27 protein-coding genes, 6 tRNA genes and 1 riboswitch are annotated in these 24777 nt (G+C 66.7%); of the genes, 24 read left to right on the plus strand and 9 right to left on the minus strand.

Features of this window, described 5'->3' with window-relative positions:
• Positions 1 to 10 precede the first annotated feature (10 nt).
• Together LFT45_RS09370 and LFT45_RS09375 are read right to left on the minus strand one after the other, a co-directional pair.
• Positions 11 to 469 (minus strand): SufE family protein, encoded by a 459-nt coding sequence (locus LFT45_RS09370; protein ID WP_236808065.1) that lies wholly within the window; start codon positions 467 to 469, stop codon positions 11 to 13.
• A gap of 51 nt (positions 470 to 520) precedes the next feature.
• Complete coding sequence (locus LFT45_RS09375; protein ID WP_236808066.1) at positions 521 to 1444, minus strand: sulfurtransferase; 924 nt, start codon at positions 1442 to 1444, stop codon at positions 521 to 523.
• Between the two features lie 220 nt (positions 1445 to 1664).
• On the opposite strand from LFT45_RS09375, the gene zapE reads away from it, so the two are divergent.
• On the plus strand, positions 1665 to 2702 hold the full coding sequence (zapE, locus tag LFT45_RS09380) for a cell division protein ZapE (protein ID WP_236808067.1): 1038 nt from the start codon (positions 1665 to 1667) through the stop codon (positions 2700 to 2702).
• A 131-nt stretch (positions 2703 to 2833) separates the two neighbouring features.
• Here the strand turns inward: zapE and LFT45_RS09385 are convergent, their stop codons facing one another.
• The 6 genes from LFT45_RS09385 to LFT45_RS09410 form a co-directional block, all read right to left on the minus strand.
• Positions 2834 to 3070: an antitoxin gene (locus LFT45_RS09385; protein ID WP_111903627.1), complete on the minus strand. Its 237-nt coding sequence runs from the start codon at positions 3068 to 3070 to the stop codon at positions 2834 to 2836.
• A 148-nt stretch (positions 3071 to 3218) separates the two neighbouring features.
• Positions 3219 to 3290: transfer RNA gene (locus LFT45_RS09390), tRNA-Val, on the minus strand.
• A 52-nt stretch (positions 3291 to 3342) separates the two neighbouring features.
• A tRNA-Gly gene (locus LFT45_RS09395) sits at positions 3343 to 3415 on the minus strand.
• Positions 3416 to 3472: 57 nt separating this feature from the next.
• Positions 3473 to 3547 (minus strand) — tRNA-Val (locus LFT45_RS09400).
• 37 nt (positions 3548 to 3584) lie between these two features.
• Positions 3585 to 3655, minus strand: a tRNA-Cys gene (locus LFT45_RS09405).
• Between the two features lie 60 nt (positions 3656 to 3715).
• Positions 3716 to 3788 (minus strand) — tRNA-Gly (locus LFT45_RS09410).
• Between the two features lie 308 nt (positions 3789 to 4096).
• Here LFT45_RS09410 and LFT45_RS09415 point away from each other — a divergent pair.
• The 15 genes from LFT45_RS09415 to hisF all read left to right on the plus strand — a co-directional run bounded on the left by LFT45_RS09415 (position 4097) and on the right by hisF (position 16230).
• Positions 4097 to 4168: transfer RNA gene (locus LFT45_RS09415), tRNA-Val, on the plus strand.
• A 96-nt stretch (positions 4169 to 4264) separates the two neighbouring features.
• Positions 4265 to 5110, plus strand: coding sequence for a PD-(D/E)XK nuclease family protein (locus LFT45_RS09420; protein ID WP_236808068.1), 846 nt, complete (start codon positions 4265 to 4267; stop codon positions 5108 to 5110).
• 57 nt (positions 5111 to 5167) lie between these two features.
• Positions 5168 to 5770: a peptide deformylase gene (gene def, locus LFT45_RS09425; protein WP_236808069.1), complete on the plus strand. Its 603-nt coding sequence runs from the start codon at positions 5168 to 5170 to the stop codon at positions 5768 to 5770.
• Positions 5767 to 6687, plus strand: a complete 921-nt coding sequence (gene fmt, locus LFT45_RS09430) for a methionyl-tRNA formyltransferase (RefSeq protein WP_236808070.1) — start codon at positions 5767 to 5769, stop codon at positions 6685 to 6687. The genes def and fmt overlap by 4 nt, the downstream gene beginning before the upstream one ends.
• The gene (locus tag LFT45_RS09435; RefSeq protein WP_236808071.1) at positions 6684 to 8372 is read left to right on the plus strand and encodes an RsmB/NOP family class I SAM-dependent RNA methyltransferase; all 1689 of its coding nucleotides are present in this window, start codon (positions 6684 to 6686) and stop codon (positions 8370 to 8372) included. Before fmt ends, LFT45_RS09435 begins: the two co-directional genes overlap by 4 nt.
• A 139-nt stretch (positions 8373 to 8511) precedes the next feature.
• The gene (rpe, locus tag LFT45_RS09440) at positions 8512 to 9168 is read left to right on the plus strand and encodes a ribulose-phosphate 3-epimerase (protein ID WP_102973081.1); all 657 of its coding nucleotides are present in this window, start codon (positions 8512 to 8514) and stop codon (positions 9166 to 9168) included.
• Positions 9169 to 9344: 176 nt separating this feature from the next.
• A riboswitch (FMN riboswitch) is annotated at positions 9345 to 9493 on the plus strand.
• Positions 9494 to 9588: 95 nt separating this feature from the next.
• The gene (gene pnuC, locus LFT45_RS09445; protein ID WP_236808072.1) at positions 9589 to 10299 is read left to right on the plus strand and encodes a nicotinamide riboside transporter PnuC; all 711 of its coding nucleotides are present in this window, start codon (positions 9589 to 9591) and stop codon (positions 10297 to 10299) included.
• Between the two features lie 59 nt (positions 10300 to 10358).
• Positions 10359 to 11489, plus strand: coding sequence for a bifunctional diaminohydroxyphosphoribosylaminopyrimidine deaminase/5-amino-6-(5-phosphoribosylamino)uracil reductase RibD (ribD, locus tag LFT45_RS09450; protein WP_236808073.1), 1131 nt, complete (start codon positions 10359 to 10361; stop codon positions 11487 to 11489).
• Positions 11489 to 12160, plus strand: coding sequence for a riboflavin synthase (locus LFT45_RS09455; RefSeq protein WP_236808074.1), 672 nt, complete (start codon positions 11489 to 11491; stop codon positions 12158 to 12160). Before ribD ends, LFT45_RS09455 begins: the two co-directional genes overlap by 1 nt.
• A gap of 107 nt (positions 12161 to 12267) precedes the next feature.
• Entirely contained in the window at positions 12268 to 12903 is a 636-nt protein-coding gene (gene ribB, locus LFT45_RS09460; protein ID WP_236809240.1) for a 3,4-dihydroxy-2-butanone-4-phosphate synthase, read from the plus strand.
• Positions 12900 to 13601: a GTP cyclohydrolase II gene (gene ribA, locus LFT45_RS09465; RefSeq protein ID WP_236808075.1), complete on the plus strand. Its 702-nt coding sequence runs from the start codon at positions 12900 to 12902 to the stop codon at positions 13599 to 13601. Before ribB ends, ribA begins: the two co-directional genes overlap by 4 nt.
• An 18-nt stretch (positions 13602 to 13619) precedes the next feature.
• The gene (ribH, locus tag LFT45_RS09470; protein ID WP_102973087.1) at positions 13620 to 14102 is read left to right on the plus strand and encodes a 6,7-dimethyl-8-ribityllumazine synthase; all 483 of its coding nucleotides are present in this window, start codon (positions 13620 to 13622) and stop codon (positions 14100 to 14102) included.
• 120 nt (positions 14103 to 14222) lie between these two features.
• Complete coding sequence (locus tag LFT45_RS09475; RefSeq protein ID WP_003801526.1) at positions 14223 to 14486, plus strand: phosphoribosyl-ATP diphosphatase; 264 nt, start codon at positions 14223 to 14225, stop codon at positions 14484 to 14486.
• Between the two features lie 58 nt (positions 14487 to 14544).
• Positions 14545 to 15405 carry an ATP phosphoribosyltransferase gene (hisG, locus tag LFT45_RS09480; RefSeq protein ID WP_102973088.1) on the plus strand — a complete coding sequence of 287 codons (861 nt, stop codon included), beginning with the start codon at positions 14545 to 14547 and terminating at the stop codon, positions 15403 to 15405.
• 48 nt (positions 15406 to 15453) lie between these two features.
• A complete protein-coding gene (hisF, locus tag LFT45_RS09485; RefSeq protein ID WP_236808076.1) occupies positions 15454 to 16230 on the plus strand; it encodes an imidazole glycerol phosphate synthase subunit HisF in 777 nt (258 codons plus the stop codon).
• A 73-nt stretch (positions 16231 to 16303) separates the two neighbouring features.
• Here the strand turns inward: hisF and LFT45_RS09490 are convergent, their stop codons facing one another.
• Positions 16304 to 16948 carry a TIGR03085 family metal-binding protein gene (locus LFT45_RS09490; protein WP_236809242.1) on the minus strand — a complete coding sequence of 215 codons (645 nt, stop codon included), beginning with the start codon at positions 16946 to 16948 and terminating at the stop codon, positions 16304 to 16306.
• A gap of 139 nt (positions 16949 to 17087) precedes the next feature.
• On the opposite strand from LFT45_RS09490, the gene hisI reads away from it, so the two are divergent.
• From hisI to lgt, 8 genes are all read left to right on the plus strand, one after another.
• The gene (gene hisI / locus LFT45_RS09495) at positions 17088 to 17531 is read left to right on the plus strand and encodes a phosphoribosyl-AMP cyclohydrolase (protein ID WP_236808077.1); all 444 of its coding nucleotides are present in this window, start codon (positions 17088 to 17090) and stop codon (positions 17529 to 17531) included.
• Between the two features lie 83 nt (positions 17532 to 17614).
• Entirely contained in the window at positions 17615 to 19210 is a 1596-nt protein-coding gene (locus LFT45_RS09500; RefSeq protein WP_236808078.1) for an anthranilate synthase component I, read from the plus strand.
• Positions 19210 to 19845 (plus strand): Trp biosynthesis-associated membrane protein, encoded by a 636-nt coding sequence (locus LFT45_RS09505; protein WP_236808079.1) that lies wholly within the window; start codon positions 19210 to 19212, stop codon positions 19843 to 19845. Before LFT45_RS09500 ends, LFT45_RS09505 begins: the two co-directional genes overlap by 1 nt.
• 97 nt (positions 19846 to 19942) lie before the next feature.
• Positions 19943 to 20224 carry an HGxxPAAW family protein gene (locus LFT45_RS09510; RefSeq protein WP_236808080.1) on the plus strand — a complete coding sequence of 94 codons (282 nt, stop codon included), beginning with the start codon at positions 19943 to 19945 and terminating at the stop codon, positions 20222 to 20224.
• Between the two features lie 2 nt (positions 20225 to 20226).
• Positions 20227 to 21045, plus strand: a complete 819-nt coding sequence (trpC, locus tag LFT45_RS09515; protein WP_236808081.1) for an indole-3-glycerol phosphate synthase TrpC — start codon at positions 20227 to 20229, stop codon at positions 21043 to 21045.
• A gap of 94 nt (positions 21046 to 21139) precedes the next feature.
• Entirely contained in the window at positions 21140 to 22465 is a 1326-nt protein-coding gene (trpB, locus tag LFT45_RS09520; RefSeq protein ID WP_236808082.1) for a tryptophan synthase subunit beta, read from the plus strand.
• Entirely contained in the window at positions 22462 to 23280 is an 819-nt protein-coding gene (gene trpA, locus LFT45_RS09525; protein WP_236808083.1) for a tryptophan synthase subunit alpha, read from the plus strand. Before trpB ends, trpA begins: the two co-directional genes overlap by 4 nt.
• Positions 23281 to 23287: 7 nt before the next feature.
• On the plus strand, positions 23288 to 24550 hold the full coding sequence (gene lgt / locus LFT45_RS09530; protein WP_236808084.1) for a prolipoprotein diacylglyceryl transferase: 1263 nt from the start codon (positions 23288 to 23290) through the stop codon (positions 24548 to 24550).
• The last annotated feature ends 227 nt before the right edge of the window (positions 24551 to 24777 follow it).

Genomic DNA, 24777 nt, shown 5'->3' on the forward strand with positions numbered 1-24777 from the left:
GGTCCGGTTCCTAGGCGTGGAGCCGGGCCGCGGCGGCCACCTTGCGCTTGATGCGCCCGAGCATCGCGGTCATGCCGCGCATGCGCAGCGGCGTGATGGCGCGGGTCAGGCCAAGCAGTTCGGGCATATCATCCGGAACAGCCAGGATCTCCTCGGCGGTCAGGCCGTCCAGTCCCTCATGCAGCACTCCGGCGAAACCACGGGTGGTGGGGGCCTCCGGCGGAGCCTTGAAGAACAGCCGGAAGGCGGGGGACCCGCCGTCGTTCTTTTCCGTCTCAATGGTGAGGAAAAGCGGCGACTGGCATTCCACCACCTGCTCCAGGAGTTCGGGGTGGCTGTTCAGGCGTTCCGGAAGCTCCGGCAGGCCGCGGGAAAACTCCAGCAGGAGCTGCAGCCGCTCGGGCTCGCTCAGCGCCTGGAAGTCATCGACAATCTCCGCCAGGGCGGTGGGAAGTGCTTGAGTACTCATCACTTCCAGCTTACGCAGGTTGTCCCCGTCCGCCGCTTTTTTACGGACGATTTACCGCGCGGCAACTGCCGGCACCGAGCCGCGTTCCGCGCCCTTGGCGATCGGCACGCGCACGGCGTTGCCCCATTCGGTCCAGGAGCCGTCGTAGTTGCGGACGGTTTCGAAGCCGAGGAGGAACTTCAGGGCAAACCAGGTGTGGCTGGAGCGTTCGCCAATGCGGCAGTAGGCCACGACGTCGTCGCCCTCGGCGAGTCCGGCCTCGCCAAGGTACAGCGCCTCAAGCTCGGCGCGGCTGCGGTAGGTGCCGTCCTCTGCTGCTGCCCGTGCCCACGGAATCGACGCCGCGGTGGGAATGTGGCCGCCGCGCAGCGCGCCTTCCTCGGGATAGGCGGGCATGTGGGTGCGCTGGCCCGTGTATTCCTCAGGGGAGCGGACATCGATCAGCGGCTTGCCCAGGTGGGCCAGGACGTCTTCCTTGAAGGCGCGGATAGGAGCGTCGTTGCGCTCCACTACGGGGTAGTCGGCTACGGCCGGCGAGGGGATGTCGGTGGTCAGCGCGCGGCCCTCGGCGATCCACTTGTCGCGGCCGCCGTCGAGCAGCCGGACGTCCTCGTGGCCGAACAGGCTGAAGACCCAGAGGGCGTAGGCTGCCCACCAGTTGGACTTGTCGCCGTAGATGACAACGGTGGCGTCACGGGAGATGCCCTTTGCGGCGGCGAGGGCGGCAAACGCCTTGCCTTCCACATAGTCACGGGTCACTTCGTCGTTCAGGTCGGTGTGCCAGTCGATCTTGACCGCGCCGGGAATGTGGCCGGTTTCGTAGAGCAGGACGTCTTCGTCGGACTCCACCACGACGAGCTTGCCGTCGTTAAGGGCGCCGGCGTCGATGGCCGCGGCCAGCCACTCGGTGGAAACGAGCCGCTCCGGGTGCGCGTAGGCGGCGAACTTCTCGTTCTGTTCAACGGGGTAGGACATGCGTATGGCCTTTCACTGAAACGGTCAGGTCAGACCGCCGGGGGACGGCGGGTCACTGCTCCAACACTAGCCATGGGCAGGTACGAATGCCGCTGTGTGTTAACAGGACGAAATGTGTGTGCTTGCTCACGGCATCGCCGGTAGCAAGGCGTTGCCCGCGGGGTGGACGGCCAATGCCGGTATTCTTGCTGGGGACAAATCACCAGCAGAATGGACCACCTTGGTACAGATCGAAAAGCTCGCCACCCGGACGCCGGCGGTGTCGGTGGATGAGCTCCTCAAAGGTTTCTACCCATCGCCCAGGTTCGGGCAGGTGTCCTTTGCAAGTTACCGGCCCGATCCGAAGCAGCCGAGCCAGGCGGCAGCAGTGAACGCGCTGCAGGCATTTGCCGGAGGCGTCGGCGCCGGGGACGGCGGGGGACTGTTCAAGAAGCTCTTTGGCAAGAAGGACACGACCCGTGCCGGCATCTACCTCGACGGCGGCTTCGGCGTCGGGAAAACCCACCTGCTGGCATCACTCTGGCACGCTGCCCCCGGGCCCAAGGCCTTCGGTACCTTCGTGGAGTACACCAATCTGGTGGGTGCCCTGTCCTTCCGGAAGACCGTCGACGCACTGAGCTCTTACAAGCTCGTCTGCATTGACGAGTTTGAACTGGACGATCCGGGCGACACCGTCCTGATGTCCCGCCTCATGCGGGAACTGGCCGACGCCGGCGTGAAGCTCGCGGCCACCTCCAACACCCTGCCGGGCTCGCTGGGCGACGGCCGCTTTGCTGCCGTTGATTTCCAGCGTGAGATCCAGGTCCTGGCGGACCAGTTCGACGTCATCAGGATCGACGGCGAGGACTTCCGCCACCGCGGCCTGCCGGCCGCGCCGGCACCGCTGCGGAACAGCGAACTTCACTCCCACATGAAGGCGGAGTTCGACGGCAAGACTGTAGCCGAGGATGACTTCGGCACCCTGATCTCACACCTCGCGGGTGTCCATCCGAGCCGCTACCGCAAGCTGCTTGACGGGGTGGACGGCGTCGTCTGGCGGGACGTGGAAACCATCACCGAACAGGCAGTGGCGCTGAGGTTTGTGGTGCTCGCCGACCGCCTTTACGACAAGGACGTTCCGATCCTTGCCAGCGGCGTGCCGTTCGACAAGCTGTTCACCGAAGAAATGATGAACGGTGGCTATATGAAGAAGTACTTCCGGGCGGTCTCGCGGCTTACGGCGCTGGCCCGGGAGGGCCAGAACCACGAGCCTTCGTAGAAACGGGCTCTGCTAGACGGGCAGGGTTGGACAGGCAGGTCTTCTTTCGGGAACGCGAAAGGTGCCGGCGCCGCCTCTCGGCGGGACCGGCACCTTTTTGACGTTTAGGGGCGAAGCCCGGTAAGTCCTGGCTACGGAGCCTTCTCAGCCGGCGGCACGTTGTCCGCCGGTCCCTGGGTAGGCCTCTCATTGGCTTTGTCAACGAGAGTGGAAGCGCCAGTCTGGACCTTATCTACCTGGCTGGTGTATTTGCCGCCCGTCTTGGAGTCGACAAAATCACCTGCTTTGGTGATGCCGTCCTTGATGGACTGCTCGTTGCCGCGGATCAGACCCTGAGCTTTGCCCTTTAGATCGTCAAGTAAACCCACGAGCACCTCCCTTCAATCGCGGAGCCAGTTCGCTCCTCCGCATTCGATCCTAGCGTCGAAGGCCGTGCCTGCCAAGGAGTTCTTGACAAAAGTTGTCAAGCAGTATGAGGGCAAGAAAAAAGCAGCTCCGGAGAGCTGCTCTGTTTCGTGGGCGATACTGGGATCGAACCAGTGACCTCTTCCGTGTCAGGGAAGCGCGCTACCGCTGCGCCAATCGCCCGGAGCCGGTACAACCGGCGGTATTCCTGGGTTCGGATCCTGAGGATCAAGAGAGCGGACGACGAGATTCGAACTCGCGACATCCACCTTGGCAAGGTGGTGCTCTACCAGCTGAGCTACGTCCGCATTTTTGAAGTTCAGCCAAATGGCCGAGCGTTCAACTACAAGCAAGTTTCCTTGCTCTGGTGGGCGATACTGGGATCGAACCAGTGACCTCTTCCGTGTCAGGGAAGCGCGCTACCGCTGCGCCAATCGCCCATTGCATCCGGAATACCGGAAACCATGGTTTTCACCGAGGTGGGTACGGGATTCGAACCCGTGTATACGGCTTTGCAGGCCGCTGCCTCGCCTCTCGGCCAACCCACCGTGTAAGCGTCGATTCCTGGAAGCAACTTCCGGGAACTAGTGCCGTGACAGTGTCCTGCGAGCGGACGACGAGATTCGAACTCGCGACATCCACCTTGGCAAGGTGGTGCTCTACCAGCTGAGCTACGTCCGCATTTCGGAGCCGTGATTCCTTGCCGTATTCGGCAGTTCGTCGCGTTCCAACGAGTAAGAACTCTATAGGAGGTTCCGGGAAACTCCAAATCGGGGACCGGCGGCATGGCCGGGCAAGCCCTACTTCCTTGAATTCTAGGGAAATTCTTGAATTACAGGGGTGTAGTTTCTGCTGCCTGGACTGGCTGGTTCCGTCATGAGCGCCGGCCTTGGGCGCTCCTTGTTCGCCGTGCTCTACTGACCCTTTTCAGGGGTAAACAGGCCGATTTCCTTTAACCCGCGATCGTCCGCTAGCATTCAAATGCATCGGGGCGATTGGCGCAGTGGTAGCGCGCTTCGTTCACACCGAAGAGGTCACTGGTTCGAACCCAGTATCGCCCACCGATGGAAAGTCCGTTCAGCCCAGGAGATAGAACTGGGAGGGGCGGGCTTTTCTGTTTCCGCATCAATGTCTGACCCCCGTGAAAGAGTCTCACCATGACCGCTCCACTCCTCGCCCACGCCACGGAATATGGCCGCATGTACGCCCGCTCCACCACGGAGCAGTTCACGGTGCCCTCCATAACCACCGTCATCGGACAGCAGCCCCACGGACTGGACGGCTGGTTCGGCTACATGGGTGCCAGCAGCCTGGCCAAGGATCCCTCGCTGCCGGAGATCCTGGGGAGCCCCGCAAGGGTGCGGCAGGCGGTGAACCGTGCGGCGAAGGCCGCCGAAACGTACCGGGACGAGGCCGCGCAGCGCGGCGACCGGGTGCACAACTACTGCGAGCAGGTGGCGCTGCGCGCCCTCGGCAGGCCGCACCTGATGAAGGAAGCCCGAGACGCGCTGGCCTCCAATGGTGAGGAAGCCTATGCCGCTCGCTTCGATGAATGGTGGGAGTTGTTCCGGGTGGAGCCGATCGCCCCGGAGATCACTGTGTGGAACAAGACGGTGGGATATGCAGGAACACTGGACCTCGTCGCCAGGATCAACGGACGGACCTGCCTCATCGACTACAAGACCAAAGGCACAACGCGTGACGGGCAGGTCAAGCCCTTGGACGACAAGGTGGTCATGCAGCTTGTTGCCGGCATGAAGGCGGAGGAAAGCCTGGTGGATCCCGTGGCAGGGGAGTGGGAACCGTGGCAGCACGGCGATAACCCCGTCCTGCTCGCCGTCGCCATCGGTGAAACCGAGGTGCGGCCCGTCCGCGCAAATCCGGAGGTCCTGAAGCACCACTGGTGGAAGTTCTGTGCCCTGCGGCGGGTGTGGGAAATGTCCGCGGACACCGTCAGCGCCGGACCCGCCCTGCTGCCGCTGGCACCGCCGGTGTTTTCCTGACAGCCACTAAACTGGACTGGATCCGTTTACCCGTTCACCGTGAGGAAATGACTGCACATGGCAATTCTGAATATCCGTATCATCGGCGATCCCGTGCTTCGCACGGTTGCCGACCCTGTCACGGATTTCGGGCCGGAGCTGGCCAGGCTCGTTGCCGACATGACCGAAACGATGGAGGACGTGGAGGGTGCAGGCCTTGCCGCGCCACAGATCGGCGTCAGCCTCAGGGTCTTCACCTACCGGATCGGCGGCGTTGAAGGCCACGTCATCAACCCGGTGCTGGAAAACAGCGAGGATTTCCAGGCGGACGAGGTGGAGGGGTGCCTCTCCATCCCCGGCCTGGGCTTCCCGGTCCGCCGCTACCGCAGCACCCGCGTAACCGGCGTCGACATCAACGGCAACCCCATCTCAGTGGAGGCGGAGGGAATGCTGGCCCGCTGCTTCCAGCACGAAACCGACCACCTGGACGGCATCCTCTTCACTGACCGGCTCGAAGGCGAGGACCGCAAGGCCGCCCTGCGCTCCATCCGCAACGCCAACTACGACTCCATCACCGAAAAGACCACAGCCAAACGCGCCAAGACCGTCGGTTCCAGTTTCGGCGGCGGCAGCTTCGGGGCGGCAGCGTCCGGATCCGGAAGCTTCGGCGCTGCCGGATGAGGGTCCTCTTCGCCGGAACACCGTCCGTAGCTGTCCCCTCGCTGGATGCACTGGTGGCCGCCGGCTTCGAAATCGTCGCGGTGCTGACCCGGCCGGACGCGCCAGTGGGACGCAAGCGTGTGCTCACGCCGTCGCCCGTTGCTGCCCGGGCGGCCGAGCTCGGCATCGACGTCATCCATGCGTCGCGGGTGGACGCTGCCGTCACCGAACGGATCGCTGAAGCCCGTCCCGACGTTGCGGCGATCGTCGCCTACGGCGGGCTTGTGCCCCGGGCGGCCCTGGACATTCCGCAGCATGGCTGGATCAACCTGCACTTCTCACTGCTGCCGGCCTGGCGCGGAGCGGCTCCCGTGCAGCGGGCCGTCATCGCAGGCGACGACATCACCGGTGCCGTGACGTTCCAGCTCGAGGAGGGGCTCGACACCGGCCCTGTCATCGGCACGCTGACCGAGGCGGTCGGTCCGGAGGACACCTCCGGGGCGTTGCTTGAACGGCTGTCCCACAGCGGCGCCGTCCTGCTCGCCCAGACGCTGTCCGCCGTCGGGTCCGGTGCGGCGTCTCCCCGTCCCCAGCAGGGCGAAGTGACCCTCGCGCCCAAGCTTGCCCTCGACGACGGCCGCATCGAATGGTCGGAGCCGGCCCTGTCCGTGGGCCGCCGCGCCCGCGGCGTGACGCCCGAACCGGGAGCCTGGACCACCCTTGATGGCCAGCGGCTGAAGCTTGAGCCAGTGCGGCTCCGGCCCGACGTCACGGATGTTCGGCCGGGACAACTGGCTTTGGCCGGCAAGAGCGTGCTGGTGGGCACGGGTTCGCATGCTGTCGAACTCACCAAGGTGCAGCCTGCCGGCAAGAAAATGATGGCCGCAGCCGACTGGGCACGCGGCCAGGCCTCCCTCGAAAGCGTGGTATTCCAATGAGTGACTCCGGCAGAAGCGGGTCCGGGCAGGGCCGATCCGGCCGCGGCGGCCAGCGCGGTTCAGGCACCGGCGGTTCAGGTACTGGCGGTTCTGACCAGCGCCGGGGCGGCGGAGGATCCAGCCGGCGCAACGCGCAGGGCAGGGAGCGGAACCGCGGCCCGCAGCGCAGCTTCACCGAGAACGCCCCGTCGCAGCGCACCCGCAGGGCGGATCCTGCCAGGCTGGTGGCCTTTGAAGTGCTGCGCGCGGTTGCGGCCGACGACGCCTATGCCAACCTCGTGCTGCCGGCACGCATCCGGCAACATGGCCTCGACCGGCGCGACGCCGGCTTCGCCACGGAACTGAGCTACGGTGCGCTGCGGAACCAGGGCACGTACGACGCCATTCTGGCCCGCTGCGTGGACAGGTCCCTGGACAAGCTGGATCCGGCTGTCCTGGATGCCCTGCGCATCGGGGTCCACCAGCTGGTGGCAATGCGCGTACCCGCCCATGCGGCCTTGGACCAGACCGTCGGTTTGGCGCGGGCGGTCATCGGTGCCGGGCCGTCCGCCCTGATCAATGCCGTCCTCCGGAAGGTAGCGGCACACAGCCTGGACGAGTGGCTGGACGAACTGGTTGCCGGCGAGAAGGACGAGACCAAGGTTGCCTCAGTCCGGTACGCCCATCCCGAGTGGATTGTCCGTGCCCTGCGGCAGTCGCTGGTGGCCCACGGCCGCCCGGTCGGCGAGATCAATGACCTCCTGGAAGCCGACAACGCGGCCCCCGTGGTCAACCTGGTGGCGCTTCCCGGGCTGGGAAGCCTGGACGAGGCCCTGGAGAACGGGGCCGTCCCCGGTGAACTGGTGGAGGGATCCGCCCTTTCCAGCGGTGGTGACCTCGGCCGGCTGGAGTCCGTCAGGTCCGGCACCACCCGCGTGCAGGACGTCGGCTCCCAGCTGGTGGCCCGGGCGTTGGCAGCCGCCAGCCTTGAGACAGGGCCCGGCTTTGAGGCTGGGCCCGGCTTTGAGACAGGGCCCAGCCTTGAGACACGGCCTGGCGAAAACGTGGCAGCTGCAGAAGGTTCCGTGACAGGGGGAAGCGGCACCGGGGAAGCCTGGCTGGATCTCTGCGCCGGGCCGGGCGGGAAGGCAGCCTTGCTGGGCGCGCTGGCGAACGAACGCGGAGCCACGCTCCTGGCCAACGAGCCCGCCTCGCACCGGGCCAAACTTGTTAGCCAGGCATTGTCCGCTGTTCCGTCGGAGGTCTGGACCGTCAGGACCGGCGATGGCCGGGAGGTTGGCTCCGAGCAGCCTGCCGCCTTTGACCGTGTGCTCGTGGACGTGCCTTGCAGCGGACTCGGAGCCCTGCGCCGCCGGCCCGAATCCCGCTGGCGCCGCACCCCGAAGGACCTCGCCGATCTGGGGCCTCTGCAGCGCGAACTGCTGAACTCAGCCCTGGCGGCCGTGCGGCCCGGCGGCGTGGTTGCCTACGTGACCTGCTCACCGCACCCGGCCGAAACCACCGCTGTGGTCAGCGACGCCCTGCGGAAACGGGATGACCTGGAACTTCTGGACGCCGGCAGCGTGCTGGACGCCGTCAGCCTGGGCGGCGGCCTGGGTGCGGGGCACGAGAAGACAGCCCAGCTGTGGCCACATGTCCACAGCACGGATGCAATGTTCCTCGCCCTCATCCGCCGCAAGCGCTGACTTCCCGGAAGCGCTGACTTCCCGGAAGCGCTGACTTCCCGGAAGCGCTGGCTTCCCGGAAGCGCTGGCTTCCCGGAAGCGCTGAGTTCCCAATGACCGTTTCCACACCCCGGACTTCCGTCCCGCGAAAGGACCCCGCATGACGCAGTGCTGCATCAACCCCAGCATCCTCTCCGCCGACTTCGTGAACCTCGAAGCCGAGCTGCAGAAAATCAGCAACGCTGATTCCGTGCATGTAGATGTGATGGACAACCACTTTGTCCCCAACCTCACCCTGGGACTTCCCGTGGTCCAGCGGATCCAGGCCGTTAGCCCGGTGCCGCTGGACGCCCACCTCATGATCTCCGACGCCGACCGCTGGGCGCCTGGTTATGCGGACGCCGGCCTTGCTTCCGTGACGTTCCACGCCGAGGCATCAATCGCGCCGGTGAAACTGGCCCGGGAGCTGCGGGCCCGGGGCTCGAAGGCCGGGATGGCGCTGCGGCCGGCCACTGCGCTGGAGCCGTACCTGGACATGCTTTCGGAGCTGGACATGCTGCTGATCATGACAGTGGAGCCCGGCTTTGGCGGCCAGGCATTCCTTGACCTCACGCTGCCCAAGATCCGCCGTGCCCGCGCGGCGATCGAGGGATCCGGCGTGAACGTGGCCATCCAGGTTGACGGCGGCATTACCGAGGAAACCATCGTCCGTGCCGCCGAAGCCGGGGCCAACGTCTTCGTCGCCGGGTCCGCCGTGTACGGCGCCGCGGATCCGTCCGGCGCCATCGACCGGCTGCGCAAGGCCGGCAGCCTTTAGCCGCAGTCTGTAAGGGTCAGGTTTCCCGGGAGCCGGGTCAAGGGCCCGATTCCCCGGGAGCCTTGTCATGGAACCGCGTCTCGGAGGTCGCAACCTGCCTCCATGACGGCCGCATGACGCTTTGTAGCGGGAATAGCCTGGGCACCCGCCGAGTTGTGTCAGAATAGCAACACACAATACGTGCTCCGGGGTCGGTGTAAGTCCGAACCGGCGGTGACAGTCCGCGACCCGCGAGCTGGTGTTTCCTTCACGGAAGCCCGGCGGACGGTTGAACTGGTGAAATTCCGGTACCGACAGTTAAAGTCTGGATGAGAGAAGCACGTACAGCTGTACTTGTGGCGTTCCAGGACGCCGCTGCGTTTCGCTGTCGTATACCCCCGGAGCAGTCTCGGCTCTTGAGGGAAGGAACGGCACGCACGCATGGACATCCTGCGTTGGCTCTTCGAGGCACAGATCCCCGTGGGCGGATCAGTGCTCATTCTCCGCGAAGTGCTGGGAAACATCTTTGGCCTGGCCAGTGCCCTCGGCGGCATGCGGCGCAAGGTGTGGGCGTGGCCGGTGGGCATCGCCGGCAACCTTCTCCTGCTGACAGTCTTTCTGGGCAACGTCTTCGGCTCCGCCACGCCGGCCACCCTCTGGGGCCAGGCCGGGCGGCAGGTCATGTTCATCATCGTGGCTGTCTACGGCTGGCAACGCTGGCAGCAGAGCCGGCGTGCGTCCGGGTCCTCGACGGCGATCGCGCCCGCCTGGGCCAGCGCCAGGACCCGCGTGGTGCTGGTACTCGCGCTGGTGGCCGGCACCGCTGCCCTCACCCCGCTTTTCGACTCCCTGGGCTCCTACCCGCCGGTGTGGGCTGACACCTGGACGTTCATGGGCTCGCTCCTTGCCACGTACGGCATGGCCCGCGGCTGGACCGAGTTCTGGCTGATCTGGGTTGCCGTGGACGTGGTGGGCGTTCCGCTGCTCTTCAGCGCCGGATACTTCGCCAGCGCCTTCATGTATCTTTTCTACGGCTTCTTCACCCTGGCCGGCTTCATCGTCTGGTGGCGGGCCTCGCGGGTCCCGACTCAGGCGGCCCCCTCGACGGTCAAGGTTGAGACCGCCTTCCCGGATCCGGCGGTGTCCAAGTGACCGGCCTCCAAACGAACGGACAGCCGGTATCGGCCTTCACCGCCGCTGAAACAGCCGCTATGGACATGGCCCTGGAAGCCGCCCTACAGGGCCCCCGGGGCGCCAATCCGCTGGTGGGCGCCGTCGTCGTCGGACCTGACGGAATCCAGCTGGCCACGGGATACCACCGCGGTGCCGGCACCGCGCACGCTGAGGCCGACGCGATAGCGGCGGCGGTCAGCACCGGCGTCGACCTTCACGGGTCCACCATGGTGGTCACCCTGGAGCCGTGTAACCATGTGGGCCGTACAGGACCGTGTGCCCAGGCAATCATCGACGCCGGGATAGCGAACGTCGTCTACGCCGTCGACGACCCCCATGACCCCGCCGCCGGCGGGGCCGCTACCTTGCGGGCGGCGGGAGTCAGCGTTCGCAGCGGACTGGCCGCCGAGCGCGCGCTGGAGCTGAACCGGCGCTGGTTCCAGGCCGTCGGCGCCAAGCGCCCGTTCGTCACCCTGCACATCGCCCAGACCATGGACAGCCGGATCGCGGCCGAGGACGGCACCAGCCAGTGGATTTCCAGCCCGGAGTCGCTGGCGGACAACCACGGCATCCGGAGCCGCATCGATGCCATCCTGGTTGGAACGCAGACCGTGCTGGTGGACAACCCCCGCCTCACAGCCCGCGACGCCAACGGCGATGCCAGGGGGAAGCAGCCGCTGCGCGCCGTCATGGGACTTCGCGACGTGCCTGACGACGCCGCCGTGCGCGGTGACGACGGCAAGGTCCTGCACCTGCCCACACGGGACCCGCACGAGGCCCTGGAGATGCTGTTCGCCGCGGGCGCCCGGCACGTCATGGTGGAGGGTGGGTCGAAGATCCTCAGCGCCTTCCTAAGCGAAGGACTCGTGGATGAACTCATCGTGTACCTGGCCCCCACTCTGCTGGGCTCCGGAACGCCTGCACTCAACGGCCTCGGCATCGGAACGCTGGCGGAGGCGCAGCGCTGGGAGTGGGACGCCGCGTCCGGCGGCGCGGTCCAGTTCCTCGGCCGGGACCTCCGCCTGCACCTTCTCCCGGAAGCAGCCGCACCCAAAGCCCTGCCCGCAGCGGCACAGTCAGCATCAACACAATCAGCATCAACACCACCAACGTCAACCGAATCACTACCTGTCCGCACAGCAGCGGGCACAGCCATGGGAGGCTACTGATGTTCACCGGAATTATCGCCGAACAGGGAAAGGTCCTGTCCGTGGACCGGAACGGGGACTCGAGCGCAACGCTGCGCCTGCACGCACCCGGAACCGCTGACGGCCTGCCGCTGGGCGGCTCCATCGCCGTCAACGGTGTCTGCCTCACCGCCACGGCCATCGACGGCAAGGACTTCAGCGTCGACGTCATGGGTGAGACCCTCAGCCGCAGCACCATCGGCGAGCTTGCGGCGGGCGACCCCGTCAACCTGGAGCGCTGCGTCCCCGCCGGCGGGCGCCTCGACGGCCACGTGGTCCAGGGCCACGTGGACGGCGTCGGCGAACTGCTCGAACGCGAGCCGCAGGGCAACTGGGAACGGCTCCGGTTCGGCGTGCCCCAGCGGCTTGCCCGCTACATCGCGGAAAAGGGGTCCATCGCCATCGACGGCGTCTCCCTCACCGTCACCGAGGTCAGCCCGGCAGCGGAGACGGCGCCATGGTTCGAGGTGGGGCTGATCCCCACTACCCTGGCCGACACCGGCCTTGGAGCAAAGCCTGCCGGCAGCAGGGTAAACCTTGAGGTGGACGTGCTGGCCAAGTACACCGAGCGGCTGCTTGCTTTCCGCACTGCAGGTTCGGAATTCGCGTACGGTGCCGAGTTCGGCACGGAAGGTTCGGAGGTCCAGCGGTGAACGGCACGGTAAAACTCGACGGCACCGCCAAGCTCGAGGCGGCGGTTTCCGACGCTCTCACCTCGGTTCCCCTGCAGCTCGACCCGATCGAGGACGCTGTCCGCGCCATGGCGGCCGGCAAGCCTGTCCTCGTGGTGGACAACGAGGACCGGGAAAACGAAGGCGACATCATCTTCGCCGCCCAGCACGCCACGCCCGCGCTCATGGGCTGGACCATCCGGTACAGTTCCGGCGTCATCTGCGTGCCGCTTGACGGTGCCCGGGCGGACGCGCTGGAACTGCCGCCCATGGTGGAAGTCAACCAGGATGCGAAGGGCACGGCCTACACCGTGTCCTGCGACGCCGCCACCGGCGTAAGCACCGGCATCTCCGCCACCGACCGGGCGCTCACCGCCCGCGTCATTGCCGATCCGCAGAGCGGCCCGGACACGCTGACCCGCCCCGGGCATATTTTCCCGTTGCGGGCCGTTAATGGGGGAGTGCGTGAACGCCCCGGCCACACCGAAGCGGCCGTCGACCTCTGCCGGCTTGCCGGTCTGGAGCCGGTGGGCGTGATCGCCGAAGTGGTGTACGACGACGGTGAGATGATGCGGTTGGACGGACTCCGGGTTTTCGCTGCCGAGCATGGCTGCCCCTTGATCTCGATTGAGGACCTGGTTGCCTATCTGGGAGCTGACCACCGTGTATCTTCACAGGAGAGCAGTTTGGAAGTCAGTCCGGCCGGAGAAGGGGAAACACGATGACGGCATCTCAAGCAACGGAACCGAGCAGCAACGGCCGGTCGCCGCATCCGGTGAGCAAAGGACCCGTGGTGCAGCTGCCGACGGCGTTCGGCAGTTTCGTGTCGCAGGCCTGGACCGATCTGGTGACCGGCGCCGAACACCTCGCCGTCAGTTCCCCGAATCCGCCCAAAGACGGGAAGGCGCCCCTGGTGCGCCTGCATTCGGAATGCCTCACGGGCGATGTTTTTGGCTCCTACCGCTGCGACTGCGGCGAGCAGCTCGCCTACGCCCTCGAGCTGATCGCCGAGAACGGCGGTACGCTGCTGTACCTGCGCGGCCAGGAAGGCCGCGGCATCGGGCTGGCCAACAAGATCAAGGCCTACGCCCTGCAGGAGGCCGGGTTCGACACCGTCGAGGCTAACGAACAGCTGGGACTGCCCGTGGATGCCCGCTGCTACAAGGCTGCGGCGCAGATCCTGGCCGAGATGGGCCTGCACGAGATCCGGCTGCTGAGCAACAACCCGGACAAGCAGAACCGCCTGGCCACGGCCGGCGTCAAGGTGGTCGAGATGGTGCCCACCGAGGTGCCGTCCCGCGAACAGAACCTCCGGTACCTGCAGACCAAAAAGGACCGCATGGACCACCTGCTGACCCTCGACACCGAGACCGCGGGCCTGCCCCGCACCGGCACTGACACTTTTGACCTCGAACAAGACTGAACGGATTGCGAAGACTTTATGAGCGGACACGGCGCACCCCAGATTGACCTGACCACCCTCGACCCCGCTGAAACCTCGCAGTTGAAGCTGGCGATCGTGGCGGCAAGCTGGCACACGCAGATCATGGACGGCCTCCTGGACGGCGCCCTGAGGGCGGCCAAGGACGCCGGCATCAACGAGCCGACGGTGCTGCGCGTGCCGGGCAGCTTTGAGCTTCCGGTCGCTGCCGCGCGGCTGGCACCGCACTTTGACGCCGTCGTCGCCCTCGGCGTCGTCATCCGCGGCGGTACGCCGCACTTTGACTACGTCTGCCAGGCCGCGACGTCGGGACTCACCGACGTGAGCGTCAACACCGGCGTGCCGGTAGGTTTCGGGGTGCTCACCTGCGATACCGAAGAGCAGGGGCTGGACCGGGCAGGACTGCCCGGATCCTCCGAGGACAAGGGGCATGAGGCTGTCACAGCCGCACTGTCCACGGCACTGCTGCTCAAAAACTACTGAGTGCTCAGGTAGTACCGAGACGACTGGCGGGGATGTGCGCGTGTGTAATCGCTCACATCCCCGCCGTCATGGAACTGCCCGACAGGCGGGCCCCCGCCCCGAGCAAGTAGGCTGGAGGGCGTGAAGAATTTCGAGACGCTGTTCGCAGAACTGAGCGAGAAGGCAGCGACCCGCCCCGAGGGCTCCCGCACCGTCGCTGAACTGGAGTCGGGAATCCACGGCATCGGCAAGAAAGTCGTGGAAGAAGCGGCCGAAGTCTGGATGGCAGCCGAGTACGAATCCGACGAAGCCGCCGCCGAGGAGATCTCGCAGCTCCTCTACCACCTGCAGGTCCTGATGCTCGCCAAGGGACTCAGCCTGGAAGACGTCTACAAGCATCTCTAGCCGCCTCTGAGTGGCCCCGCTTGCCTGACACAACCTTCCAAACCAGAAAGACCTCCTAATGCTGCGTGTAGCCGTACCCAACAAGGGATCCCTGTCCGAAGCCGCCTCCGCAATGCTGTCAGAGGCGGGCTACCGCCAGCGCCGGGACAGCCGCGAGCTGGTCATGGTGGACCCCGACAACGACATCGAGTTCTTCTTCCTCCGCCCCCGGGACATCGCCGTTTACGTCGGGCAGGGAACGCTCGACGTCGGAATCACCGGCCGCGACCTTCTGCTGGACGCGCAGGTGGAGGCTGAGGAACTGCTTCCGCTCGGCTTCGCCGCCTCAACGTTCCGCTTCGCCGGGCCGATCGGCGACTTCCGGACGGTAGATGAACTCGAAGGCAAGCGGCTTGCCACGAGCTACGACGGACTCCTGCGCGATTACCTGGCGGAGCGCGGCATCAAGGCGAAGGTGGTCCGGCTGGACGGCGCCGTGGAATCCTCCGTGCGCCTCGGCGTCGCGGATGCCATCGCCGACGTCGTGGAAACGGGCAACACCCTCAAGGCCGCCGGCATGGAGATCTTCGGGGATCCGATCCTGAAATCCGAGGCCGTCCTTATCCGCCGCGCTGGCGAAGGCGGGGCCGCCAACGGTACTGCCAAGGAGATCGAGGTCCTGATCCGCCGCCTGCAGGGTGTGCTGGTGGCGCGGCAGTACGTGCTCATGGACTACGACATTCGCAAGGAACTCGTGGAGCAGGCCGCCGGCCTCACGCCCGGCCTGGAATCTCCCACCGTCTCGCCGCTGCGCGATTCCGAGTGGGTGGCCGTCCGCTCCATGGTGCCGAAGAAGGAAACCAACCGGATCATGGACGAGCTGTACGACCTCGGCGCCCGCGCCATCCTGGTCAGCAGCATCCACGCCTGCCGGATCTGACCCCGGTTTCCTCAGACAGCACACCCCAGCAGTACAACAGGAGAAGTCATGGCTGTAGCCGTCCGCGTTATCCCCTGCCTGGACGTTGATGCCGGCCGCGTGGTCAAGGGCATCAATTTCGAAGGCCTTCGCGACGCCGGGGACCCCGTGGAACTGGCGCACCGTTACGACAACGCTGGCGCCGACGAACTCACGTTCCTTGATGTGACAGCGTCCTCCGGCAACCGGGAGACCACGTTCGACGTCGTCCGCCGCACCGCAGAGGAAGTGTTCATTCCGCTCACCGTCGGCGGCGGCGTCCGCGGCGTGGCGGAGGTGGACAAGCTGCTGCGGTTTGGAGCCGACAAGGCCTCCATCAACACCGCGGCCGTGGCCCGCCCCGACGTCATCGACGAAATCACCCGGCACTTCGGCTCCCAGGTGCTGGTGCTGTCCGTGGACGCACGGCGGGTCCGCCCCAGATCCCAGCCCACGCCGTCGGGCTTTGAAGTGACCACCCACGGTGGCCGGCAGGGCACCGGAATTGACGCCGTTGCCTGGGCCAAGGAAGCGGCGGACCGCGGGGTCGGCGAGATCCTGCTGAACTCGATCGACGCGGACGGCACCAAGGACGGCTTCGACCTCGAACTCATCCGGCTGGTCCGGTCTGCAGTCAAGGTTCCAATCATCGCCTCCGGGGGCGCCGGGGAACCTGCGCACTTCGCGCCCGCCGTAGAGGCCGGCGCGGACGCTGTGCTCGCTGCGTCGATCTTCCACTGGGGCCCGGACGACATGATGTCCCAGGTCAAGACCGCAATCCGCGACGCCGGCTTCGAGGTCCGCTAAAAGAGCAACGCGGGGTCACTTAGCGCCCATAAACACGAGGTTTTTGGGCGTTAAGTGACCCCGCGTTGCTTTGTTAAAGCCCTACCTCGGCTGACTGCAGGAGGGCGACGGCGTCCGGCTGGCCTTCGAAGGTCACTAGCGCATGGCGGGTGCGGCCGTGGGCGTGCATCAGCAGCTCGCCGGGTTCCCCCACGATGGCCACGGATACGGGTGCGCGCTTGGCGACGTGCCTGGGTCCCGAGGGGCTGACCAGGACGATGCCGAGGTCCACGCCGCGGTAGAGGATGGCTGCCCGCTTGACGAGCTCATCCCACAGGGCGTCCGAGTACGCCTCGTCGAGGGCACGGGGGGCCCAGCGGTCAACGGCGCGCCGGATGTCCTCCGTGTGGACGAAGTATTCGATCAGGTTCGAGCTCTCATCCAGCGCCTTGATCTTCATGGGGGAGAGCGCGGGTGGTCCGGCGCGGAAGGAGTTCACGAGCTTGGCATACTCGTCGGCGGTCCGGAGCTTTCCGGCCAGTCGGGCGGTTGCCTTGTCCGAGGCCTTGGACAGGCTCTTGATGATCAGCCCCAGCCCGACGGCAGCTTTCCGCTCCCGCAGGTACAGGTGAGCTGCGAGATCCCTGGTTTTCCAGCCCTTGCAGAGCGTGGGGGAGTCAGGACCGGCCGCAAGCAGGGTCTCGGCCAGGACTTCTCGGGACGGATCGACGAAATGCATCACTTGGAAAACTAGCACGTCCCCGGGAGAGTTGCGCAGTCTGTTGATCCAGGTGAATTTGTGCCCTTGTTCACAGGGGCGGGCGGGTGACAGGCGGCCATCGTGCCGGCGTCCCCGTGGGGGCACTAGACTTGACGTGATGTCTGAGCAGCCCGCCCCCAGCCCCGCCCCCGCCGCCACGGCCGGTGCCCCTTCGTCCGACGCCGGCGAAAGCATCCTGCCCGGAAGCCCCCTTCCGGCCGGGATTGCCTCGGCGCTGAAGCGCGACGGTGCCGGACTTGTGGCTGCCATCGTGCAGCAGTTCGACACCAATGAGGTCCTCATGCTGGGCTGGATGGACGACGAAGCCCTGAACCGGACCATGACCACCGGCCGCGTGACGTTCTACTCGCGCTCCCGCCAGGAGTATTGGCGCAAGGGTGACACGTCCGGCCACGTGCAGTGGGTCAAGTCAGTGGCCCTGGACTGCGACGGCGATGCCCTCCTTGTGCGGGTGGACCAGGTGGGCGCAGCATGCCACACCGGTACGCGGACCTGCTTCGACGGCCGGGCCTTCGACGTTGTGGCAGGTTCGGCCAGCTAGCGGCCCGCTACCCACCAGGCCGCTTCCACCCAACGGCCATAACTCACCAGGCACTACCAAGAACAGACGGAGAACCAATAGCGATGCAGGACCTCGGAATCATCAGCCCTGGCCTCGAAGAATTCCGGGAACTCGCCGCCCACAGCCGCGTCATCCCTGTCCGGCTGAAGGTGCTGGCGGATGCCGAAACGCCGATCGGGCTGTACCGGAAACTGGCCCAGGGCCAGCCGGGCACGTTCCTCATGGAGTCGGCGGCTGTCGGCGGTGCCTGGTCCCGCTACTCCTTCATTGGTTCCAGGTCCCGGGCCACGTTGACCACCAAGGACGGGCAGGCGCACTGGCTGGGTGAACCGCCGGCCGGGGTGCCCGTGGACGGAAACCCCGTTGACGCCATCCGCGACACCATCGAGGCGCTGCGCACGGACCGGTTCGACGGGCTCCCGCCGTTCACGTCCGGGCTGGTGGGCTTCCTGGGCTGGGAGACGGTCCGGCACTGGGAAAAGCTGACCAGCCCGCCCGAGGATGACCTGCAGCTCCCGGAGCTGGCCCTGAACCTCGTCACCGACATGGCTGTCCACGACAACATGGACGGCACTGTGCTGCTGATCGCCAACGCGATCAACTTCGACAACAGCTCCGAGCGCGTCGACGAGGCCTGGCACGACGCCGTCGCCCGCGTGAAGGAACTGCTGGCTCGCATCAGCACGCCGGTGCTCCAGCCGGTGTCCGTGCTGGAGCCGGCGGCCCTCGATTTCGCCGCCAGCGTCCAGGAACGCTGGCACGAGCCCGACTACCTCGCTGCCCTCGACCGCGGCAAGGAAGCGATCGTGGACGGCGAAGTCTTCCAGGTGGTCATCTCCCGCCGCTTCGAGATGGAGTGCGCGGCGTCGCCGCTGGACGTCTACCGGGTGCTGCGCAACACCAACCCCAGCCCGTACATGTACATCTTCAGCCTCGAGGATGCCGCCGGCCGCCAGTATTCGATCGTCGGATCGTCACCGGAGGCCCTCGTGACCGTCACCGGCGAGGACGTCATCACCCACCCCATCGCCGGCTCCCGGCCGCGCGGCAAGACAGTGGACGCGGACAAGGCGATGGCCGAGGAACTCCTCGCGGACCAGAAGGAACGGGCCGAGCACCTCATGCTGGTGGACCTGTCCCGGAACGACCTGTCCAAGGTCTGCGTGGCAGGTTCCGTGGACGTCACCCAGTTCATGGAGGTGGAGCGCTTCAGCCACATCATGCACCTGGTCTCCACCGTCGTCGGACGCCTGGCTCCCACGGCCAAGGCCTATGACGTCCTGAAGGCCACCTTCCCGGCCGGAACCCTGTCCGGCGCCCCGAAGCCCCGCGCCCTGCGCCTCCTGGACGAACTCGAGCCCCACAGGCGGGGCATTTACGGGGGAGTCGTGGGCTACCTGGACTTCGCCGGCGACATGGACATGGCCATCGCCATTCGCTCTGCTCTTCTGCGCGAGGGACGCGCCTACGTCCAGGCCGGCGGCGGCATCGTGGCGGATTCCAGCAACCCCGCCGAGGCACAGGAAACCGTCAACAAGGCCGCGGCACCGCTGCGGGCTGTGCACACGGCCGGCTCACTGCACAACATCAGTTCGGATTCCGTCAGCGCTCCCGATTCCGTCAGCAGTCCTGGTTCCGTCACGGAGGCAAACTCCTGATGGCGGTACCCGCAGGACCCGCCACCCCGGCCAAATCGCGCAGCACGGTTCCGGGCTGGGCACGCAAGTCGACCGTGGTGCTGCTGATCGCGGCCCTGGCGCTGGCGGTCTTCGGCACCACGACGCAGACCTGGCTGACGGTCCATCTCGACCCCCAGCAAATGGGCCAGGCCGCCGGAAGCGAAGGCGGCCTCCAGGTCCAGGGCAGCAAAGCCGCCACCACGGTCACGGCCCTGGCCCTCGTCGCACTGGCGGGCGGGCTCGCGGCCTCCATCGCCGGAAAGATCGCCCGCTGGGTCACCGCGGCCATCATTGTGCTGGCGGCGGTTGGCGTCATTGCCGCAGCCGCCACTGTCCTCGCTGATCCGCTGGGCGCAGCCCAGGGATCCATCGCCGCGGCCACCGGTGTTTCGGGTGGCAGCGCGGACGTGAGCGTCAGTGCCTTCCCGGTGCTGGCCGTCGTCGCTGGTTCCCTGTTGGCCGCCGGCGGCCTGCTGGTGGTTCCGGCCGGCCGGTACTGGAAGTCCCGCACCAAGTACGACGCCGCCGCGGCGGGTCCCGCAGCCGGCCAGAGCGGCCCGGTGGACGAGATCGACAGCTGGGACAGGCTCTCCCGGGGCGACGACCCCACCTGAGCCGGCGGGTCACGCAGCCGCGCCCCCCGGCCGCGATGCCGAAGGCCGCGGCAAAAAATGGCAGAATGTAAGCAGTATTGATCCTGAGGAGATTCACATGAGCAAAGCCACTGTTTCCGGTACCAAGCCCGCCGCCCCCAAGGAGCACCACGGCATCGACCACAGCATCGACCTGGGCCACGGCAACAGCCCGGCCGCCTGGACCTGCGTGATCGTCATGCTCATTGGCGCCCTCATTTCCTCCATCGCGTTTGTCATTGCCAACACCCCGATCTTCTGGGCCGGCATCGGCGTTATGGTCCTGGGCCTGCTGGCGGGCTTCATCATGCGCAAGGCCGGCTACGGCGTAGGCGGCAGCAAGATCAAGAACAGCCACTAACCGTGACGGTTCTCGACGACATCAACGCCGGTGTCAGGGAGGACATGGAGGACCGGAAGCGCCTCGTGTCCCTCGCGGAGCTGAAGGATCGCACCCTGGCGGCGGCTCCTGCCCGGGACGCCTGGGCTGCCCTGGGCGGCACGTCCGCGGACCGCGGCGAACTCAAGGTCATCGCCGAGATCAAGCGACGCAGCCCCTCCAAAGGCGACCTTGCCAGCATCGCGGACCCCGCGTCGCTGGCCGTGCAGTACGCCGACGGCGGAGCCGCGGTGATCAGCGTCCTCACCGAGCAGCGCCGTTTCAGCGGTTCGCTGGCTGACCTGGATGCCGTGCGCGCCCGGGTGGACGTCCCGCTGCTGCGCAAGGACTTCACCCTGGACGAGTACCAGATCTGGGAAGCCCGCGCCCACGGCGCGGACCTCATCCTCCTGATCGTGGCAGCCCTGTCCGACCAGCAGCTACGTGAATTCAGTGCCCTGAGCCGTGAGCTCGGCATGAACGTGCTGGTGGAAACGCACACGCCGGAGGAAGTCGAGCGGGCCGTGGCCGCCGACGCCCGGATCATCGGCGTCAACGTCCGCAACCTCAAGACGCTCGACGTCGACCGCTCCCTTTTCGCCTCGCTCGCCGGCAGCATTCCGGCCGGCGCCGTGGTGGTGGCGGAGTCGGGCGTTCGGAACGCCGACGACGTCGCGCACTACGCGGCGCACGGGGCCAACGCCATCCTCGTGGGGGAGGCGCTCGTCAGCGACGCCACCCCGCGTGAACGCATCGCGGAGTTCACCGCGGCCGGGGCCGCGGCCATCGCCGCCCGGGCCTGAGCTCCCACCCAACCGTGGCGCCATCCGTCCGCACGACATGCCGGCAGATGGCGCCTGACATCAATAGGAAAAAGTGAACAGGATGGTGAGACTGATGGCCGACGCGCCAACAGCCGGCTCTGACGAGGGCACGGTGGACGCATTCCTGCAGGGAGGCACCTCGCTGCGCCACGCCCCGGGACCCTACTTCGGCGCCTACGGCGGCCGCTGGATGCCCGAGTCACTGATCGCCGCCCTGGACGAGCTCGAGGACACGTTCGAGAAGGCCAAGGCCGATCCCGAGTTCATTGCGCAGATCGCGGACCTGAACAAGAACTACTCCGGCCGGCCCTCACTGCTGACCGAGGCCAAGCGCTTTGCGGAGCACGCCGGCGGTGTCCGGATCTTCCTCAAGCGCGAGGACCTGAACCACACCGGCTCGCACAAGATCAACAACGTGCTGGGCCAGGCGCTCCTTGCCAAGCGGATGGGTAAGACCCGCGTCATCGCCGAGACCGGTGCCGGCCAGCACGGCGTGGCCAGCGCCACTGCTGCCGCCCTGCTGGGCCTGGAATGCGTCGTTTACATGGGCGCCGAAGACTGCCGCCGGCAGGCGTTGAACGTGGCCCGGATGGAACTCCTGGGCGCCACGGTCATCCCCGTCACCAACGGCTCGCAGACCCTCAAGGACGCCATCAACGAAGCCCTCCGGGACTGGGTAGCCAACGTCGGCAACACCCACTACCTGCTGGGCACGGCAGCGGGTGCACACCCGTTCCCGGCTTTGGTCCGCTACTTCCACGAAGTCATCGGCGAAGAGGCACGCGAACAGATCCTGGAGCAGGCCGGCCGGCTTCCGGACGCCGTCTGCGCGTGCATCGGCGGTGGCTCCAACGCGATCGGCATCTTCCACGGTTTCCTCGATGACCCCTCCGTGAAGATCTACGGCTTCGAAGCCGGCGGCGACGGCGTCGAGACCGGCCGCCACGCGGCCACCATCACGCTCGGCCGGCCCGGCGTGCTGCACGGCGCCCGTTCCTACCTGATGCAGGACGACGACGGTCAGACCATCGAGTCGCACTCCATTTCCGCCGGCCTGGACTACCCGGGTGTCGGACCGGAGCACTCCTACCTCGCCGACATCGGACGCGTCAGCTACGAGCCCATTACGGACAGCGAAGCCATGGAGGCCTTCAAGCTTCTGTGCCGCACCGAGGGCATCATCCCCGCGATCGAGTCCTCGCACGCCCTCGCCGGGGCCATCAAGGTGGGCCAGCGGCTGGCAGCGGAGGCCGGTACCGCCGGGGCGTCGGATAAAATCGTGGTGGTGAACCTGTCCGGCAGGGGGGACAAGGACGTGGCCACCGCCGCGGAGTGGTTCGACCTGCTGGACAAGGACTCGGCCGAGGCGGCCATCGGCAAGGAAGGGGAGCAGCTGTGACCACGGCGGACAACACCAGCAAGCAGGCCACCAGCAAGTCGGCCATCGCCATCGACAAAGCCCGCGCAGAAGGCCGCGCAGCCCTGATCGGCTACCTGCCCGCCGGGTACCCCAATGTCGAGGAGACCATAGCCGCCGGCATCGCCCTGGCCCGCAACGGCGCCGACCTGATCGAAATCGGCATCCCGTACTCCGACCCGGTCATGGACGGCCCGGTCATTCAGGCAGCCACCACCGAGGCCCTGGCGAACGGGTTCTCCGTACGCCAGGTCTTTGACGTCGTTGCCGGCATCACCAGCCAGACGGACGCCGCGGTCCTGGTCATGACGTACTGGAACCCGGTGGTCCGCATGGGTGTTGACGAGTTCTCGCGCCGCCTGGCCGAGGCCGGGGGAGCGGGGCTCATCACCCCGGACCTGATCCCGGACGAGGCAGCCGAGTGGATGGACGCGTCGGAGAAGTACGGCCTGGACCGTGTCTTCCTGGTGGCGCCCTCCTCCACCCCCGAGCGCATGCGCCGGACCGTGGACGCTAGCCGCGGCTTCGTCTATGCCGTCTCCATCATGGGCGTCACCGGCGCCCGCTCGTCGGTGAGCTCGGCGGCCGAGGACGTTGTGGCCGCGGCGAAGGCCGCCGGCGCTGAACGCGTGTGTGTGGGTCTCGGCGTTTCCACCGCTGAGCAGGTCGCGGAAATCGCGGCCTACGCGGACGGCGTGATCGTCGGCTCGGCGCTCGTTGCGGCCGTGCGCGACGGCGGCGTGGACGCCGTTGCGCAGCTCACCAAAGACCTCAGTACCGGACTGACCAGGAAGTAACGCAACCATGCAGACGCTCCTCACCGCAGCCGTGCTGGTACAGACTGGCCCGCTTTCAGCGGGTATGGTGCCCGCAAGCATTCCGAGCCCGGACTGGTCCGGGTTCGATATTCCGCTGCCGTGGGGATCGCTCCGCATCCATGCCTACGCCCTGTGCATCCTGGCGGGCATTGTCGTCGGCCTCTGGCTGACGTCCGTCCGCTGGGCCAGGCGCGGCGCGCCTGAAGGCAGTGTCTGGGACATCGCCATCTGGGCCATCCCCTTCGGCATCATCGGCGGCCGGCTCTACCACGTGTTCTCGTCCCCGGACGCGTACTTTGGTCCGGGCTTCGACGGCACCGGGGACCTGTCCCTGATCCCGCAGATCCAGCGCGGCGGCCTGGGAATCTGGGGCGCCGTGGTGCTGGGTGCCTTCGGCGCCTGGATCGGCTGCCGCCGTGCAGGGGTCAAGCTCACGGCGTTCCTCGATGCCGCGGCGCCCGGACTTCTGCTGGCGCAGGCCCTCGGCCGGTGGGGAAACTACTTCAACCAGGAGCTGTTCGGCGGCCCCACCACGCTGCCGTGGGGGCTCCAGGTGGACGCGGACAACGCCAATTTCCCGGCCGGCTACCCGGCGGACACCCTGTTCCACCCCACGTTCCTTTACGAATCGCTCTGGAACATCGCGGGCGTGCTGATCCTGCTGGCCCTGGACCGCCGGTTCCACTTCCGCCGCGGCCGGCTCTTCTGGCTGTACGCCATGTATTACACGCTGGGCCGGGTCTGGATCGAGGCCATGCGGATCGACGATGCCGAGCAGATCAGCCTGTTCGGCATTACCACCCGGCTTAACGTCTGGACCAGCATCTTCGTGTTCCTCGCCGCGCTGGCCGTGTTCATCTGGCTGGGCCGGCGCAAGGACGGCGACGCGGACAGTGTCTACCTGCCGGGGCGGGAGCCAGCCCCTGCTGCGGCTGCCAAGGCCGACGGCGGCACGCCGGCCGGTGCTGGAGCCGCCGGTTCCCCGGTGGCCGGGGTCGGGTCAAAGGACTCGGGCTCCACGCCGAATGTGACCGGCCATCCGGTCCGTAATACGGACCCTGCTGTCTCAGATAGTGAATCGCGTGGTAATCTCCCTGATAACCAAAACGGTTCCGGGCTAACTTCTGCCCAAACGGAAGCAGTCCCGGCATCCACCGGCGGAACCCCAACCGCCGCGGAGTCGCGGAACACCGGAAAGTCCGGTGGCACAGACACCGGGACCGCACCGGAGGCCGACAGCTCACGCTAGAAGGCGCCGGTACCAGGGCAGCAGAGAGTTACCGCTCGGAGCGCCCAGCACCCACAACGTCGTGGCAGAGGCGAACTCCGGTCAGCAAGAGCTGCTGACCGGTCAAGCCCGGGGCGGAAGCCTGCGTAACTGTTAGTTCAGCACGCATGCCTGCCCTACAATTTCCAGTAAGCAATAACACTTTGTTGTGCCCATCACAGTGGCGCTCTGAGTGGGGCCAACGTTGT

Source organism: Arthrobacter sp. FW305-BF8, assembly GCF_021789315.1.
Taxonomy (GTDB): Bacteria; Actinomycetota; Actinomycetes; order Actinomycetales; family Micrococcaceae; genus Arthrobacter.